We start from the raw sequence: 15,651 nt of genomic DNA on the forward strand, positions 1-15,651 counted from the left end.
AAATAAACAATAATATTGATATTTGTCATAAAATTATTATACAATCAATAACAAAAAACCGCTCCGGCCAATGCCAGAGCGGTTTTTTAATAATATCGTTAATTATTTCTTATGCAGGAATTTCTCCTTTGTATAAGAAAGAAATAATCTCTTTGTTTAATTTCTCAATCATTTCACTAAATAAGTGGAAAGATTCTTGTTTGTAGATAACAAGTGGGTCTTTCTGCTCATAAACGGCTCCCTGAGAAGATCTTCTTAGGTCGTCCATTTCACGAAGGTGAAGCTTCCAGTTTTCATCGATGATAGACAAGGTGATATTCTTTTCAAAATCATTGATTAAGCTTTCACACTGAGTATCATAAGCTTCTTTAAGATCAGCTACAATAGTCATTGTTTTGTGTCCGTCTGTGAAAGGAACCTGGATCATTTTAAACATTGAACCTTGGTTTTGGTATACATTCTCAATGATCGGGAATGATTTTTCTTTCAATAGGTTCAATTTCATCTGATAATCTTCCTGAGCAGCTTTGAATAAGATATTCGTAAGATCCTGAATATTTTTATTATTAAAATCATTTGCAGAAACCGGAGATTCCATTGTGAATGTTTTAATGATATCAAATTCGAAATCTTTAAAGTTTCCTGTAGCTTTTCCTTTCGCAACGATAGAGTTAGCTACATCGAAAATCATGTTCGTGATGTCATATTTCAAGTGATCTCCGAATAGAGCATTCTTTCTTCTCTTATAGATTACGTCACGCTGTTTGTTCATTACGTCATCGTATTCAAGAAGTCTCTTTCTTGTTCCGAAGTTGTTTTCTTCCACTTTTTTCTGAGCTCTTTCAATAGACTTGCTGATCATAGAGTGCTGAATAACTTCACCCTCTTTGTGACCCATTCTGTCCATCATTTTAGCGATTCTCTCAGAACCGAATAGACGCATCAGGTTATCTTCAAGAGATACATAGAATTGAGAACTTCCCGGATCTCCCTGACGACCAGCTCTACCTCTTAACTGTCTGTCAACACGTCTTGAATCGTGTCTTTCCGTACCGATAATTGCAAGACCCCCAGCTTCTTTTACTTCTTTAGATAGTTTAATATCCGTACCACGTCCTGCCATGTTTGTTGCAATGGTAACAACGCCTGGCTGTCCTGCTCCTGCAACAATCTCTGCTTCCTTCTTGTGAAGTTTTGCATTCAATACCTGGTGTGGAATTTTTCTTAGCTGAAGTGCTTTTGAAAGCAACTGAGAAATTTCAACAGAAGTTGTACCTACTAGTACAGGTCTTTTCTCTGCAGTCAATCTTTCAATTTCTTCAATTACAGCATTATATTTTTCTCTGTTAGTTTTGAAAACTAAATCCTGTCTGTCATGTCTTAAAATAGGACGGTTGGTTGGAATGACCACAACATCTAATTTGTAGATCTCCCAAAGCTCACCAGCCTCTGTTTCAGCAGTACCTGTCATTCCCGCAAGCTTGTTGTACATACGGAAATAATTCTGAAGCGTAATCGTTGCAAAAGTTTGAGTAGCTGCCTCAATTTTTACATTTTCTTTCGCTTCGATCGCCTGGTGAAGACCGTCAGAATAACGTCTTCCTTCCATGATACGACCTGTCTGCTCATCAACGATTTTTACCTCACCATCAATCACTACATACTCATCATCTTTTTCAAATAATGTGTAGGCTTTCAATAGCTGGCTCATCGTGTGAACTCTTTCAGATTTTTCAGCAAAATCACCGAAAAGTTTTTCTTTAGCTTCGAATTCTTCTTCTTTAGATAAATTTTTAGCCTCTACTTCAGCAATTTCAGTTCCGATATCCGGAAGAACGAAGAAGTTTGGATCAGAGTTCCCTTGAGACATGTATTCAACACCTTTGTCTGTAAGGTCTACCTGGTTATTCTTTTCTTCGATTACGAAATAAAGATCTTTATCTACGATCGGCATGTCACGGTTGTTGTCCTGCATGTATTGAGCCTCAACTTTCTGAAGTAATGCGCGGTTTCCGCTTTCCGATAAGAATTTGATTAATTGTCTGTTTTTAGGAAGACCTCTGTATGCCTGAAGCAATTTGAATCCACCTTCTTTAGTGTTTCCTGCTGCAATTAATTTTTTCGCTTCATTGAAAATAGCAGAAACAGTCTTTTTCTGAACTTCAACGATTCTGTCGATAGAAGGTTTAAGAACATCGAATTCCTGTCTGTCTCCCTGAGGAACCGGACCTGAAATAATCAACGGTGTTCTTGCATCATCTACTAATACAGAGTCTACCTCATCTACGATCGCAAAGTTTAATTCTCTTTGTACCAATTCTGAAGGTGAAGTTACCATGTTATCTCTCAGATAATCGAAACCGAATTCGTTATTCGTTCCATAAGTAATATCTGAGTTGTATGCTTTTCTTCTTCCGTCTGAGTTTGGTTGGTGGTTATCGATACAATCGATAGACATACCATGGAACTGATATAACGGCCCCATCCAAGCGGAGTCTCTTTTCGCAAGGTAGTCATTCACGGTTACCACGTGAACCCCTCTTTCCGGAAGTGAATTTAAGTAAATAGGTAATGTTCCTACCAAAGTTTTACCTTCACCGGTTGCCATTTCGGCAATTTTACCGCTGTGAAGAATAATACCTCCGATAAACTGAACATCATAGTGGACCATATCCCAAACTACAGGAGTTCCGGCAGCGTCCCATGAGTTTTTCCAAACAGCTTGGTCTCCCTGAATAGAAACGAAATCTTTCCCAGCAGCAACCAGTTCTCTGTCCCAGTCACTTGCCGTTACACGAATTTCTCCGTTCTGAGCCCATCTTCTTGCGGTTTCTTTGATCAATGCAAAAGCTTCCGGAAGAACCTGAACCAGGACTTTCTCTTCAATTTCGTATGATTCTTTCTTTAAAGACTCAATTTTTGAGAAAAGAGCTTCTTTCTCGTCAACGTTTGTTGAGTTCTTTATCTGCTCTTTAATCTGTTCTATTTGAGCTGTGATCTTGCTGGTAGCATCTTTAATACTTGCTTTAAACTCAGCAGTTTTTTGTCTCAAACCATCATCCGACAATTGTTGGATGTTAGGTTCTACAGCTTTGATTTTTGTTACAACTTTTTTTACTTCTTTTAGGTCCTGCGCTTTTTTGTCTCCCAAAAACCCTTTAAGAACTTTGTTTAAAAAACTCATAAATTTTTTGCTTTATGCTTAATGCAAGATGCTTTAAGCGTTTTAATGACACGCTTATCGTGTAAGTTAATATATAAAAAAGGGCAAAAAAGCTCTAAGCCGGCAGCCTAAAGCTTATCGCTTTATTAATATTCGTCCTCGTTCCAAAGGAAATCCTCGTCAGTTGGATAATCGCTCCACACTTCTTCGATAGATTCATAAATTTCTCCTTCGTCTTCGATAGCCTGAAGGTTTTCTACTACTTCCATAGGTGCACCAGTTCTGATTGCGTAGTCAATAAGCTCTGCTTTTGTCATTGGCCAAGGTGCGTCACTTAGATATGATGCTAATTCTAATGTCCAGTACATAATTTTCTAATTTTTTGCAAAAGTATAAAAATAGGTTGTATAATAAACTTTTTTATACTTGATTTTCAATTCTTTTTATAATATTTTCTTATAAATCACTGTCACCAACTGCATGACAGCCATGTCAGTAATTTACTATTGTCGTTTTCTCAAAAACCATTCCACAAATTTTTTTATGCCATTTTGGAAGTCTGTGTCAGGTTTATACCCTAGCAAAGTCTTCGCTTTGGTGATGTCTGCATTGGTTTTTGTGACATCTCCCGGTTGCATTGGCAGAATTTTTCGGAAAGCTGTCATGCTCAGAGCCTTTTCTATTGTAGCAACCATTTCCGTTAAGGTTACAACTTCATTTTCTCCTAAATTAAGAATTTCGTAGACGTTTGAATTGTTTTCCAAGTACAGGACAGATTTTAAGATTCCATCAATGATATCATCAATATAAGTATAATCTCTTGCCGTTGTACCATCGCCATAGAATGGGATTTCCTTACCTTCTGAAATAAGCTTGGTAAACTTATGGATGGCAAGGTCTGGGCGCTGTCTCGGTCCATATACCGTGAAGAATCTAAGGTGGATCATATCAATATGGTAAAGGTTATGATATACATGGCCCAGAATCTCTCCGCACTTTTTTGTTGCGGCATAAGGAGAAATAGGATTGTCTACATTGTCTGTTTCTGCAAAAGGGATCTTCTCGTTGTTTCCATAAACACTTGATGAAGAAGCACAAATGAATTTTTTAATATTGAATTCTTTGCAGAGTTCCCATAAATTCATTGTTCCACGAACATTTACTTCTTCATATTCCAAAGGCCTTTCAATAGAAGGGCGAACACCTGCTAATGCCGCAAGATGAATCACCATATCAATCGAGTGATTTCTGAAAATGTTTTCAAGACCTTTTTTGTCTCTGATATCCTGATAGTAAAGGGAATATTGATCAGACTGAGAGAGGGAAATCAGCCGTTGAATATCTGCCTCCTTATCAGAGAATTCAAAATCCGAAATTCTATCAATAGACTCTAAAGTATTTTTAATTTTGATCTGATAGCTATAGAAATCATCAAAATTGTCAACGTTTATGACAGAATGTCCATTTCTTAATAATTGTTCAATTAAATGGGAACCGATGAACCCGCTACCGCCTGTTACAAGATAAATCATCAATGGTTTTTTATGAATACAAAAATATAAATTTTACTTTTTGAAAAATATAATCATTAAATTTACGTAAAAAAGTAATATAAATATAATATGCAGTTTCAAGGGCAAATTTTAAAAATGATAAGCTACGATGCTAAACCTATCCAATATTATCTGAATCTTTCAGGAGATTTGATTCATATCAATGAGTTGTTGGGAAAGGAATTAAGCATTAAGCATGTAGGGTTTCAATGTGTAAACTGTGGTGAGAATAAACCTATCTATAGAATGGGTTTCTGTAAAAACTGTTTTTTTGAAAGTCCTTATGCCAGTGATACAATTATCCGTCCGGAACTTTCTACAGCTCATCTAGGGGTGGCAGAACGTGATCTGGAAGTAGAAAAAGAAATTCAGCTTCAGCCTCATACAGTGTATCTGGCCTATACCGGAGATGTAAAAGTTGGGGTGACCAGAAATACTCAGATTCCTACAAGATGGATCGATCAGGGAGCCACTTTTGCACTGCCAATCGCAAGAACAGAAAACCGTTATGAAGCGGGTATGATAGAGGTTGCCTTAAAAGAACACCTTGCGGATAAAACAAACTGGAGAAAGATGCTTCAGGATGATTTTGAAGGAGAGGTAGACCTTGCAGATTTCAGACAAAAGATCAAAGAACATTTCCCAGAAGATTTCCAGAAGTTTTACAGCGATGGAGAAGAACTTTGGGCATTTGATTATCCTTTTGAAAAACCGGAAAAAGTAACATCATTTACTTTAGATAAAAAACCGGAATTTACAGGAAGACTTACAGGGATCAAAGGACAATACCTGGGATTTGAAGGCGGAAGCTTTATCAATGTAAGAGGACATGAAGGGTATGTGATAGAACTGGAAATTAAAAATTAATAGTATCGAGAAATATATAACCAAATCACAAATATGAATAAATGGGTTAAAAGATTATTAATCAGCTTCGGAATCCTGGCGGGACTTCTTCTTGCTGCGAATTTCGGACTGAATTTCTGGCTTAAAACCCAACTTCCCGAGTACATCAAAAAAAATACAGACTATAAGGTTTCCTATAAAAGTCTGGATGTAGATCTTAGCACAGGAAATATTTTAGCTACCGGAATTTCCGTCAACTCAAAGAACCCGCAAAATATTAATGTTATTGGGCTTCAAGGAACTATTGATACATTGAAGATCAGTCGTTTTGGAATCTATGATGCTGTTTTTAATAAAACAATAAGCTCTTCCGATTTGTTATTGGCAAAACCGAATCTGAATGTCATTTTAGCAAAACCCATTGATCAGAAAACGGGAAAGAAACGAAATCCTCTTTTATTTGAAAATATCAGGATCAATGAGGGGAAAGTAGCTATTTTCAAGCATACCAAACAGAAATTTTTATCTGTAGAACAGCTTGACCTGTTTGTAGAAAACCTGCAGATGACAGAAGAGTCTGTAGAAGATAAACTACCTGTTACTTTTGACCGATACAATATTAAAGGGCAAAACTTTTTCTTTAGACCGGATAATGTATATGCCATTACTATTCGTTCCATTACTACTATAGATGGACAGATGGCTGTTGAAAATTTTAAGCTGATTCCTTTGCTTTCTTTTATTCAGTTTAAAAAGTTTTATCCTCAAAAGGGGCAGCTATTTGAATTCGCTATTCCAAAAATGGAATTTAAAGATGTGGTTTTGCAGAAAAATAAGGTTTCTCTTGCCGATGCTGTATTTCAGAATCCTGTTTTTACAGTCTATAATACTGGAGTAAAAAAGGCTAAGAAAGAAAAGAAGGGCTCTGATTTTGAAGTTAATTTGGAAAATATAAAACTTAAAAATGCTGTTGCTCAAATTAACAAACCCGATGGAAATAAGCTTTTGTCTGCTGGAAATCTGAACCTGAATATCAATCAGCTTGTGTTCAATAAAGAGACTTCTGAGCAATTAGTTCCGGTTGGTTACAAAGATTTTACATTCTCTGGAAAAGATATTGTGTATGCTGATCATCAGAATATTGCCATTAGAAGTATTGCCTTAAAGCCAACGAACGGGGAAATTTTAGATCTTTCATTTACTCCAAGCCCTCAATCTTCCGGAAAGACGACAATGGATCTGAATACCAGTCATATTGCTTTTAATATTAATAAGCTGGAATTTATTAATAAAAAGTTGAACCTGGATGTCAAAGATGTTCTGGTTGAAAATGCAAACGGAGTTATAAATGCTGGAGAAAATAAGCCAAAGAAAAATGCCAATCCTAGTATTATACAGTCTGTCATTGTAAGAAAAGTGTCCTTAAAGAATTCAAATCTTACTTACGATAAAGGAAAAGAACCACTGGCTTTTCATGATCTGAATGCTACTGTAAACGGTATTGAAATAAGTCCTAAATTAAATAGCGAAGAACTTTCCTTTAAGATCAAAGATTATTTTCTGACAACCCGCAATTTTGCATACAAAACTCAATTCTACAACCTCAGTGTTGGGCTTTTAAAGCTGAACAAAAATAAGGTTCAGATCAATAATTTTGCAATGAAGCCTCTCGTTTCGAGAAGTCAATTTATCAAAATGATACCTGTAGAAAGAGATCTGTATGATCTGAAGGCTGGCCAAATAACAGCTGAGGGTGATTGGGATCTTTTTTCAGAGCATAAGTCTATTAATGCCTCTCGCGTTGTAATTCAATCAGCTGATGCTAATATTTTCAGAAGCAAAATTCCAAAAGATGACCCAAAAATTAAAGCATTATATTCCAAAATGCTTCGTTCTATTAAAATCCCTATGAATATCAATACTCTGGATCTGAAGAACTCTGTTTTGGTATATGAAGAAGATACACCGGAAAGTATGGGGCCGGGTAAGCTTACATTCAGTAATTTTAATATGAATGTCAAAAACCTGAACTCAGCAAAAGCAAAAGGAAAACCAACGAAAGTTGATATCAATATTCATTGTTCATTCATGAATTTATCGCCGCTGTCTGTGAATTGGAGCTTTGATGTTGCTGATCAACAAGATAGATTTGCCATTTCTGGAAAGACATCTAATCTTCCCGCCAACGGAATTAACCCATTCATCAGACCTTATCTGCATGTAACAGCTACTGCGGGGACAATTCAGGAAATGCTGTTTAATTTTAAAGGAAATCCAGGAGGATTGCATGGAACATTTAATTTAAAGCATAAAGACCTGAAGATTGCTGTTTTGAATAAAAACAATCACGAGAAAAAAGGTTTTTTGACCGCTGTAGCAAATGTTTTCCTGAAATCAGACTCTGGAAGTTATCCGGAATCAGTAACAGTGGAGAATGTGGAGCGTGATCCTACGAAATCATTCTTTAATCTTTTCTGGAAAGGGATTGAACAGGGATTGAAGAAGACTCTCATTGGAAAAAATGTTGAAAAAACAGAACAGAAAGTAAAAAATGCAGTTTCTTCAGTGAAAGAAATGAAGAAGTCTGTAAAGGATATTAAAGAAGAAATAAAACAGAAAAAGAATATAACGCCACCTCAGGAAGAGAAAAAGGAGAAAAAAGGTTTTTTAAATGGTATTTTTAAAAAGAAAGAGAATGCAGAGGAAAAGTAATTTTTTAAACCATTAAAGGGAAAATAATGAGTTGATTTTTTGCGACTGGCGGAAATCAATTGAATTTAAATATCCTTAATGGTTTAAAAAATCAATATTGAGAAGTAATCATTAAAAATTGAATTCATCACTTTCGAGAATAGCGATATCTCTCAGAAATGCATCAAATTCAGCCCCGGGATAATTACTGTCTGCTCCGTAAGAATCTATAATCATCCCACGGTTTCCTGCATCATCCTTCACAACATATAATACGGCATTGTCATCAGGATTACTGTCACCTTCAAAGCGGTATGTCTTTAAAATAGTCAGTTCAGAGGGAGTATAAATCTTATCAGAATTTTCGAATTTCATCTCGCAGTTTTCATTCATTCTGAATTCTCTCTGTATCCCTCTCTCAGAGAGCTTTTTCATTACCTGACTTAAGGTGGTCATTTGATCAATGTTTTCTGGATTTTCCATAATAATATTTTTCTTGGTTAGTACAATAATTAAACCATAGCTTTTCTAAAGATAAGAAAAATAAAGGATTATAAATTTCTTAAAAATAGAGTTTAATGTTAACAAAATTTATAATTCAGAAAAATAAAATAGGTACACTTTTTGCAATATCCAAAACAATAAATCAAAGAAAATATGAAAAAAGAAGTTGGAGTTTTACTGGCAGGAGGAGTTGGTCTTTTGGCAGTATTGAGTTTAATAAGTATCAAAAAAATATTGACTAAAAAAGATAAAAAATATAGTGATAGTTATTCAGACTATCACAGACACTTTGATGAAAAGAGCCACGACGATGAAACGCACGGAGTGGAATTTTACGCGCTGAAGTAGTAAAAAAATATATTAAATTATGTTTAAATCCAACGCTTTTGAAAGTGTTGGATTTTTTTTGTGGAAAACTTAAATGTTAAAGTTCATTATTTTATAAAAAATCCATTCTAATTTTACATCAGAATGTCAAACGAAAATTTCATAAAAGGTCAGGGAGCTCAGCGAAACGTTATCAACCGTTTCGACAGGTATACCTATGAGCCGGAAGATGAAGAGTTCGAGACTGTAAAGACCTCTTTTACAGAAGTTTTTCCGAAAACCATTGTGAATCAGGTGAAAAGCGAAGATCTCCCCATGGAATATTCTATGAATCCTTATCAGGGTTGTGAGCATGGCTGTTCTTACTGTTTTGCCAGACCCACCCACGAATATTGGGGGTATAGTGCGGGGATTGATTTTGAAAGAAAGATCATGGTGAAAAAAAATGCCCCGGAATTGCTGGAGAAATTTTTTCAGAAAAGAGGGTATAAAGCGGCTCCTATTCTGCTCTCCGGAAATACCGATTGTTACCAGCCTGCTGAAAGACAATTTGAAATTACACGAAAATTGCTGCAGGTTTGTCTGGATTACAGACATCCTGTCAATGTTTTGACAAAAAACGCATTGGTACTGAGGGATTTGGATATTTTAAAACCAATGGCTGAGCAGAATCTTGTTTCAGTTTCCCTGAGTATTCCTACCATCAATGAGGATTTGAGAAGAAAAATGGAACCCAGGACAAGTTCTGCTCCCAATAAATTAAAAGCTATTGAAATCCTCTCCGAAAATAAAATTCCGGTTCATGTAATGGTGGCCCCTATTATTCCCGGATTGAATAGCGATGAGCCTTTAAATATTCTGAAATCTATTTCTGATGCCGGTGCTATGGGATTCGGGTATACATTGGTTAGATTGAATGATACTGTAGAACCTGTTTTTGTCAATTGGATCGAATCACATTTTCCGGATAGAGCCCAGAAAGTATTGAATCTTATACGCTCTATGCGTGGCGGAAAACTGGGCGATAAAAGATATTTTGAAAGACAGAGAGGAGAAGGGAATATTGCAGAAATGATCCATACTACTTTCAAAATAGGACGGAAAAAATTTTTTGAAGGAAAAGAATTTCCTAAACTGTCAACGGCCAATTTTACAGGAACAAAAGACCAGCAGTTAAGACTGTTTGATTAATAGAGGAAAAATGCTCCAACCGGAGCATTTTTGTTATTTTAGTAAATAATAGGCTGTTCGCCGTCAGGGCAAATGAATTCCATTCTGCATAGTGCTTTATACTGAATTCCATCACTGCACACATAGAAACAGTCGCCGGGAAAAGGATAACTTATCCCTCCAGAGATTACTTTCAGCTTACCTTTGCTTAATTTTTTTAAGTTTTTCATATTGTTTGATTTTGGTATTAAATAAAGATATGAAAATAATTTCAAGTAGCTGTTAATGAGTTTTTTATTTCGTTTTAATGCTTGATAGTGGAAAATAGAATACCGTTTCAGAAGAAACGGTATGATTACATTTTGAAGGCTGTCCTTACATTATTTCCCCTCCCGTAACAGGGCATTGAAAGTCATCGCTGCAAGCGGCACAAATGACGGTGCCATTACAAGCATACAAACAGTATTCAACACCTGGGAAATTAGCTCCGCCAGAAATACCTTTCAATTGGTCTTTTCTTAGTTTTTTTAGATTTTTCATATTGTTTTAATTAAAAATTTGATAGTATAACAAAATTATATAAAATATTTTCAATTATATAAGTTATAAGGTGAGAAAAATGAAAATTTATTCAAAAAAATCTTTATCATGTAATTTTGTATGCAAATATTTGATTATTAATGAAATAAAAATTAATTTTAGAAAAGCGATATCCGAAAAGCTTATAGAGTAGGAAAAACTAAATACCCAAAAAATATGAAAAATTTCAAAAAGCTATCAAGAGATGAACAAAAGAAAATGATTGCGGGAGATATAGGTCCTGCATATTGTTTTGACGGTGAAGCACCTGGGACAGGTGGTTGTGCACCTGGATATATCTGCTCTGGAGGAAAATGTGTACCTTATGTAGGTGACCCTGGAGGTGGTGGTGGAACTGGTGGAGGTGGAGATACTTATACCTGCATTTGTCCATGGGGAACTTTTACACAATCTACTCCATGTCCAGAGTTTTACTGTATAACAGGATAAATAAAAGCCAGTAAATTTAAATTTACTGGCTTTCTTTTTTATTTTTTAATCAATCCCAATTCGATTAATCTCTCGTGCAAGAACTCTCCTGCTGTAGTGTCTTCGTATAACTTTGGATTGTTTTCGTCTACACAATTGTCAAGAGCATTTAATGACATACCACTGATAGGGTGCATAAAGAAAGGAATTGAATATCTTGAAGTACTCCATAATTCTCTCGGCGGGTTTACCACTCTGTGAATCGTAGATTTCAATTTATTGTTGGTATGTCTTGATAACATATCTCCAACATTAATCATCAATTCATCTGGTTCTGCGATCGCATCGATCCATTCTCCGTTGTGGTTCTGAACCTGAAGACCTTTTCCTTGTGCTCCCATTAGAAGAGTGATAAGGTTAATGTCTCCGTGAGCAGCTGCTCTTACCGCATCATCCGGTTCTTCAGTGATTGGCGGATAGTGAATAGGTCTTAGGATTGAGTTTCCTTCAGCAATTTTATCGTCAAAATAAAACTCATCTAAACCAAGGTGTAAAGCTAATGCTCTTAAAACATACTGTCCTGTTTTTTCAAGCATCTGGAATGCCTCTTTACCTACTTCGTTGAATTTTGGAAGTTCATCAACGATGACATTGTCTGGATACTCTGTTTTGTATTTTGAATCATCAGACAAGTATTGTCCAAAGTGCCAAAACTCTTTTAAGTCTCCTTTTTTGAAACCTTTTGCAGTTTCTTTACCGAATCCTACATACCCTCTTTGGCCGCCAATTCCTGGAATCTCATACTTCTGTTTCGTTTCCACTGGCTGGTCAAAAAAATTTTTTACCTCTCCATATAAATCTTCTACAAGGTTGTCATCAAGAAAGTGGCCTTTTAAGGCAACAAAACCAATTTCTTCATAAGCTTTTCCGATTTCATTTACAAATTTCTGTTTGCGTTCCGGGTTACCCGAAAGGAAATCACGCAGGTCTACACTAGGTATTTTATCCATTTTTAGAAATTTACGAATAGCAAAATTACATTTTTTTTAAATTAAATGATTTTAAAATCATTATTTATAAGTTAAATTTGCTGTATGAAAAAATATTCTTCTAAGAGAAGTATCCAAATACTTGCACATCTTCTTCAGCAGTACGGAATTGCAGACGTTGTCATTTCCCCGGGATCGAGAAATGCTCCTTTGGCGATTCATTTTTCAGAAATAGACAGTTTCAACTGCTACAGCATTGTAGACGAGAGAAGTGCCGCTTTTGTAGCAATGGGAATGGCTAAAAGTGAGAAAAAACCTGTAGCTATCACTTGTACCAGCGGGTCTGCAGTTGTCAATTATTATCCTGCAGTTACAGAAGCTTTTTATCAGAATATTCCACTTTTGGTGCTAACTGCCGACAGGCCAACAGATTTTGTTGATATTTTTGATGGACAGACCATCAGGCAGAAGGATGTTTTTCATCAGCACTCTTATGGAGACTTCCAGTTGCTGGAAGACAGTGTTGAGAATGCAGAAGATATAAATTTTGATATCATTAAAAAGGCAATTGAACTTTGCTTTGAAAAGCAGGGCCCAGTACATATTAATATTCCTTTGGAAGAGCCACTGTATGAGTTGGTTTCAGAACTTCCTACTTTCCCTACCGTTGAAAAAACGATCAAGCATAAAGACTATGAGATCCCATCCAACCTGATTGCAGATTGGCATACCTCTCAGAGAATTATGCTGTTGGTAGGGACAAGAGATTATAGTCCGGAATTGGAAAATCAGTTGACGCAATTGGTTAAAAATCATTCTGTAGTAGTATTGAGTGAAGCGAACTCTAACCTTTACCATGAGAAGTTTTTCAGACATATAGACCGTTATATCTTCAATTTTACAGAAGAAGACTATAAAACCTATGCGCCAGATTTATTAATTACGGTAGGACAGAATGTGGTTTCCAAAAAAGTGAAACAGTTTCTGAGAAGTGCAAGACCAAAACAGCACTGGCATCTGGATGAAGTTTGGCAGCCTGATACTTATTTCTCATTAACAGAGAAAATAGAGGTAAAGCCGGAGGTGTTCTTTTCTAAATTATTAAAGTTTATTAATTTGGAACCAAGACCTTATTTCAACCTTTGGGATGTTTTGAGAGATAAAAAAGATGCGAAGCACCAACAGTTTTTAAATACAGTTGAGTTCTCGGATTTTTATTTTTTCAATAAGGCAGCACAAACCGTTCCTGAAAACTATAATATCCATTTCAGTAACTCTTCAGGAATCAGGTATGCACAGTTGTTTGATTTTGGGAAAAGAAAAATGTACTGTAACAGAGGAACCAGCGGAATTGATGGTTCAACGTCTACAGCAATGGGATTTGCAATCAAAAATGCCAATCCTACTTTATTGATTACCGGAGATCTAAGCTTTTTTTATGACATCAATGGTCTTTGGAACCAGTATATTCCGCCATTTGTAAGAATTATGATCTTCAACAACGGAGAAGGGAATATCTTTAAAATCATTCCTGGACCAGGCAATGCCAATCCTAATACCCTGGATGAGTTTATTGCCACCAAACACCGTAAAAATGCGGAACATCTGGCGAAACATTTTGGATTCTCTTACATCAAAGTGGAAGATGAATTGACGCTGGACAGGGTGTTGGAGAATTTCTTCAAGCCGGATGCACAACCAAAAATTCTGGAAGTAAACACCTATGGGAAAAACAGTGCTGATGTTCAGAAAGCTTACTTTAACTTTATGAAAGAAAGCTAAAGATCTAAATATTCTTCACTTCCCGGTAGATTCATAATTCTGTCAATAGGGTAGATAAACATATCATCAAAATCGTTTAAAGCGTTGATGAGTTGAAAGTGGCTGAACTGCTTTATATTCTGTAAAGTAATTTCAGCCTCTTTTATTTTTTTATGTTTTAAAAGATGTTGTCTTTGTACCCCATTCAAAAGAAAAGAGTTGGGAGTAAACCAGTCTTTACCCTTTAAAAATAAGAGATTAGAAAAAGACGTATCGGTGATATGATTATTTTTAACAATGATGATTTCCTCAGCTTTGGATTTCATCTTCATTTTATCTAATTCCTTACGGTCTTCAAACTTAAAAGAATAGTCAAAACTGTTATTTTCTACCAGCTGGAAATCCTGAATCTCAGGAATTGCATACGGAATCATCTGGGTTCTAATTCTCTTGTCAAGGTCATAAGAGATTCTTAACTTGAAAAGTCCATCTTCATCATGCTGCAGGTTTTTATAGATTTTGGCCAGATCAATAGATCCCTCTTTTCCAAAGTGAGAGAATGTTTGATTGACACGTTTTTGATGGAGATCTAATAGAAAAACCTCCTTATCTTCTACCTTAATGCTTTCAATGAATTGGGACATAGATTTTATTTTTCATTTCCTGATATTCGTCTTCTAATTTACTCATGTGCGTTATACCGCCTCCGCTTTTGAAATAAAGCTTATCGCCTTCTTTTTCAATAAAACGTATCATTACACAGCTGTCAACATTTTTTCCATCAAACCAGCCGCACACTCCCGTGTAGTATCCTCGGTTATAGCCTTCAGCCTCCAGAATTATTTCCAAAGTTTTAGGTTTTGGAGCTCCTAAAATAGAACCTGCAGGGAGCAATTTTTGCATAATACTTCCAACTTTTCCGTCAAATTCAGGTTTTAATGCTCCTGAAATTTCAGAACTCATGGCATATAAGTCCTTTTGCCGGGTTTTGAGGAAGTCGATATGCTGAAACTGGTCTACACGTACATTATCTGCTACCATGCTCAGGTCATTGCGGAGTAGGTCCACGACTGTGTAATGCTCAGCTTTTTCCTTAGGATCATTCTTCAGAATTTCGGCTGCATTTTCTATGGAGGCATCAATAGTACCTTTCATAGGATAAGTCAGAATTTTTCCGTCAATAATCTTTACAAAAGTTTCAGGAGAAAAAAATACAAAAAAATCTTTATAAAAAACCTTGTACTTGGCTTCTGAGTGATAAAAAATTTCTTCTAAACTTAAATTGGTCTCAATTTCAGTTTTTCGGGTATAATTTACCAGGTAAGAATTTCCGAGACGAATATTTTTTTGAACCTTATCAAATCCTATTTTAAAGCTTTCCAGGGTTTCCGAAAAGAATTTCCATTCTACTTTTTTATCAAGCTTGTGTTCTTTTTTTGTGTTTGAAAATAGTTGAAAATCAATGAGTAAGCCTGATTTTTCAATTTCGTTTTCCTGATAGATTTCAACATTCTCTGAAAGAAAGTCGATAACAAAGAAATAGGGAACTTTCTGAAGGGAAAGTTCATCCATTTCCATAAATTTTTGATGATTCACTGAAAACATTCGGCAAAAATACTTATTGATGTTTACTTTTGCA

At 35.7% G+C, this 15,651-nt stretch carries 15 protein-coding genes; 6 read left to right on the forward strand and 9 right to left on the reverse strand.

Features of this window, described 5'->3' with window-relative positions:
• Window positions 1-109: 109 nt before the first annotated feature.
• The 3 genes from secA to AC3HD6_RS08310 all read right to left on the reverse strand — a co-directional run bounded on the left by secA (window position 110) and on the right by AC3HD6_RS08310 (window position 4,695).
• Entirely contained in the window at window positions 110-3,184 is a 3,075-nt protein-coding gene (gene secA, locus AC3HD6_RS08300; protein WP_488895911.1) for a preprotein translocase subunit SecA, read from the reverse strand.
• A 125-nt stretch (window positions 3,185-3,309) separates the two neighbouring features.
• Entirely contained in the window at window positions 3,310-3,531 is a 222-nt protein-coding gene (locus AC3HD6_RS08305; RefSeq protein ID WP_002662059.1) for a DUF2795 domain-containing protein, read from the reverse strand.
• Between the two features lie 135 nt (window positions 3,532-3,666).
• The gene (locus AC3HD6_RS08310; RefSeq protein WP_488895912.1) at window positions 3,667-4,695 is read right to left on the reverse strand and encodes a GDP-mannose 4,6-dehydratase; all 1,029 of its coding nucleotides are present in this window, start codon (window positions 4,693-4,695) and stop codon (window positions 3,667-3,669) included.
• 90 nt (window positions 4,696-4,785) lie between these two features.
• Here AC3HD6_RS08310 and AC3HD6_RS08315 point away from each other — a divergent pair, with 90 nt between their 5' ends.
• Together AC3HD6_RS08315 and AC3HD6_RS08320 are read left to right on the forward strand one after the other, a co-directional pair.
• The gene (locus AC3HD6_RS08315) at window positions 4,786-5,583 is read left to right on the forward strand and encodes a DUF2797 domain-containing protein (protein ID WP_488895913.1); all 798 of its coding nucleotides are present in this window, start codon (window positions 4,786-4,788) and stop codon (window positions 5,581-5,583) included.
• Window positions 5,584-5,616: 33 nt separating this feature from the next.
• Window positions 5,617-8,274, forward strand: coding sequence for an AsmA family protein (locus tag AC3HD6_RS08320; protein ID WP_488895914.1), 2,658 nt, complete (start codon window positions 5,617-5,619; stop codon window positions 8,272-8,274).
• 111 nt (window positions 8,275-8,385) lie between these two features.
• Here the strand turns inward: AC3HD6_RS08320 and AC3HD6_RS08325 are convergent, their stop codons facing one another.
• Entirely contained in the window at window positions 8,386-8,736 is a 351-nt protein-coding gene (locus tag AC3HD6_RS08325; protein WP_488895915.1) for a hypothetical protein, read from the reverse strand.
• 174 nt (window positions 8,737-8,910) lie between these two features.
• Between AC3HD6_RS08325 and AC3HD6_RS08330 the strand changes: the two genes are divergently transcribed.
• Both AC3HD6_RS08330 and AC3HD6_RS08335 read left to right on the forward strand, forming a co-directional pair.
• On the forward strand, window positions 8,911-9,105 hold the full coding sequence (locus AC3HD6_RS08330) for a hypothetical protein (RefSeq protein WP_123869127.1): 195 nt from the start codon (window positions 8,911-8,913) through the stop codon (window positions 9,103-9,105).
• A gap of 123 nt (window positions 9,106-9,228) precedes the next feature.
• Window positions 9,229-10,275, forward strand: coding sequence for a PA0069 family radical SAM protein (locus AC3HD6_RS08335; RefSeq protein WP_488895916.1), 1,047 nt, complete (start codon window positions 9,229-9,231; stop codon window positions 10,273-10,275).
• Between the two features lie 38 nt (window positions 10,276-10,313).
• Here AC3HD6_RS08335 and AC3HD6_RS08340 read toward each other — a convergent pair whose 3' ends face one another.
• Both AC3HD6_RS08340 and AC3HD6_RS08345 read right to left on the reverse strand, forming a co-directional pair.
• Window positions 10,314-10,484: a bacteriocin-like protein gene (locus AC3HD6_RS08340; RefSeq protein ID WP_488895917.1), complete on the reverse strand. Its 171-nt coding sequence runs from the start codon at window positions 10,482-10,484 to the stop codon at window positions 10,314-10,316.
• A 145-nt stretch (window positions 10,485-10,629) separates the two neighbouring features.
• The gene (locus AC3HD6_RS08345; protein WP_488895918.1) at window positions 10,630-10,794 is read right to left on the reverse strand and encodes a bacteriocin-like protein; all 165 of its coding nucleotides are present in this window, start codon (window positions 10,792-10,794) and stop codon (window positions 10,630-10,632) included.
• Between the two features lie 216 nt (window positions 10,795-11,010).
• Here AC3HD6_RS08345 and AC3HD6_RS08350 point away from each other — a divergent pair, with 216 nt between their 5' ends.
• The gene (locus AC3HD6_RS08350; protein WP_488895919.1) at window positions 11,011-11,283 is read left to right on the forward strand and encodes a hypothetical protein; all 273 of its coding nucleotides are present in this window, start codon (window positions 11,011-11,013) and stop codon (window positions 11,281-11,283) included.
• Window positions 11,284-11,321: 38 nt separating this feature from the next.
• On the opposite strand, the gene AC3HD6_RS08355 is transcribed toward AC3HD6_RS08350, so the two are convergent.
• Complete coding sequence (locus AC3HD6_RS08355) at window positions 11,322-12,272, reverse strand: isopenicillin N synthase family dioxygenase (RefSeq protein WP_488895920.1); 951 nt, start codon at window positions 12,270-12,272, stop codon at window positions 11,322-11,324.
• Window positions 12,273-12,356: 84 nt separating this feature from the next.
• Here AC3HD6_RS08355 and menD point away from each other — a divergent pair, with 84 nt between their 5' ends.
• Window positions 12,357-14,033, forward strand: coding sequence for a 2-succinyl-5-enolpyruvyl-6-hydroxy-3-cyclohexene-1-carboxylic-acid synthase (gene menD, locus AC3HD6_RS08360; RefSeq protein WP_068941438.1), 1,677 nt, complete (start codon window positions 12,357-12,359; stop codon window positions 14,031-14,033).
• Here menD and AC3HD6_RS08365 read toward each other — a convergent pair.
• Window positions 14,030-14,656: an aminotransferase class IV gene (locus AC3HD6_RS08365; RefSeq protein WP_488895921.1), complete on the reverse strand. Its 627-nt coding sequence runs from the start codon at window positions 14,654-14,656 to the stop codon at window positions 14,030-14,032. The genes menD and AC3HD6_RS08365 overlap by 4 nt on opposite strands.
• Window positions 14,640-15,617: an aminodeoxychorismate synthase component I gene (locus AC3HD6_RS08370; RefSeq protein ID WP_488895922.1), complete on the reverse strand. Its 978-nt coding sequence runs from the start codon at window positions 15,615-15,617 to the stop codon at window positions 14,640-14,642. Before AC3HD6_RS08370 ends, AC3HD6_RS08365 begins: the two co-directional genes overlap by 17 nt.
• Window positions 15,618-15,651 lie beyond the last annotated feature (34 nt).

Source organism: Chryseobacterium sp. II3a, assembly GCF_057815135.1.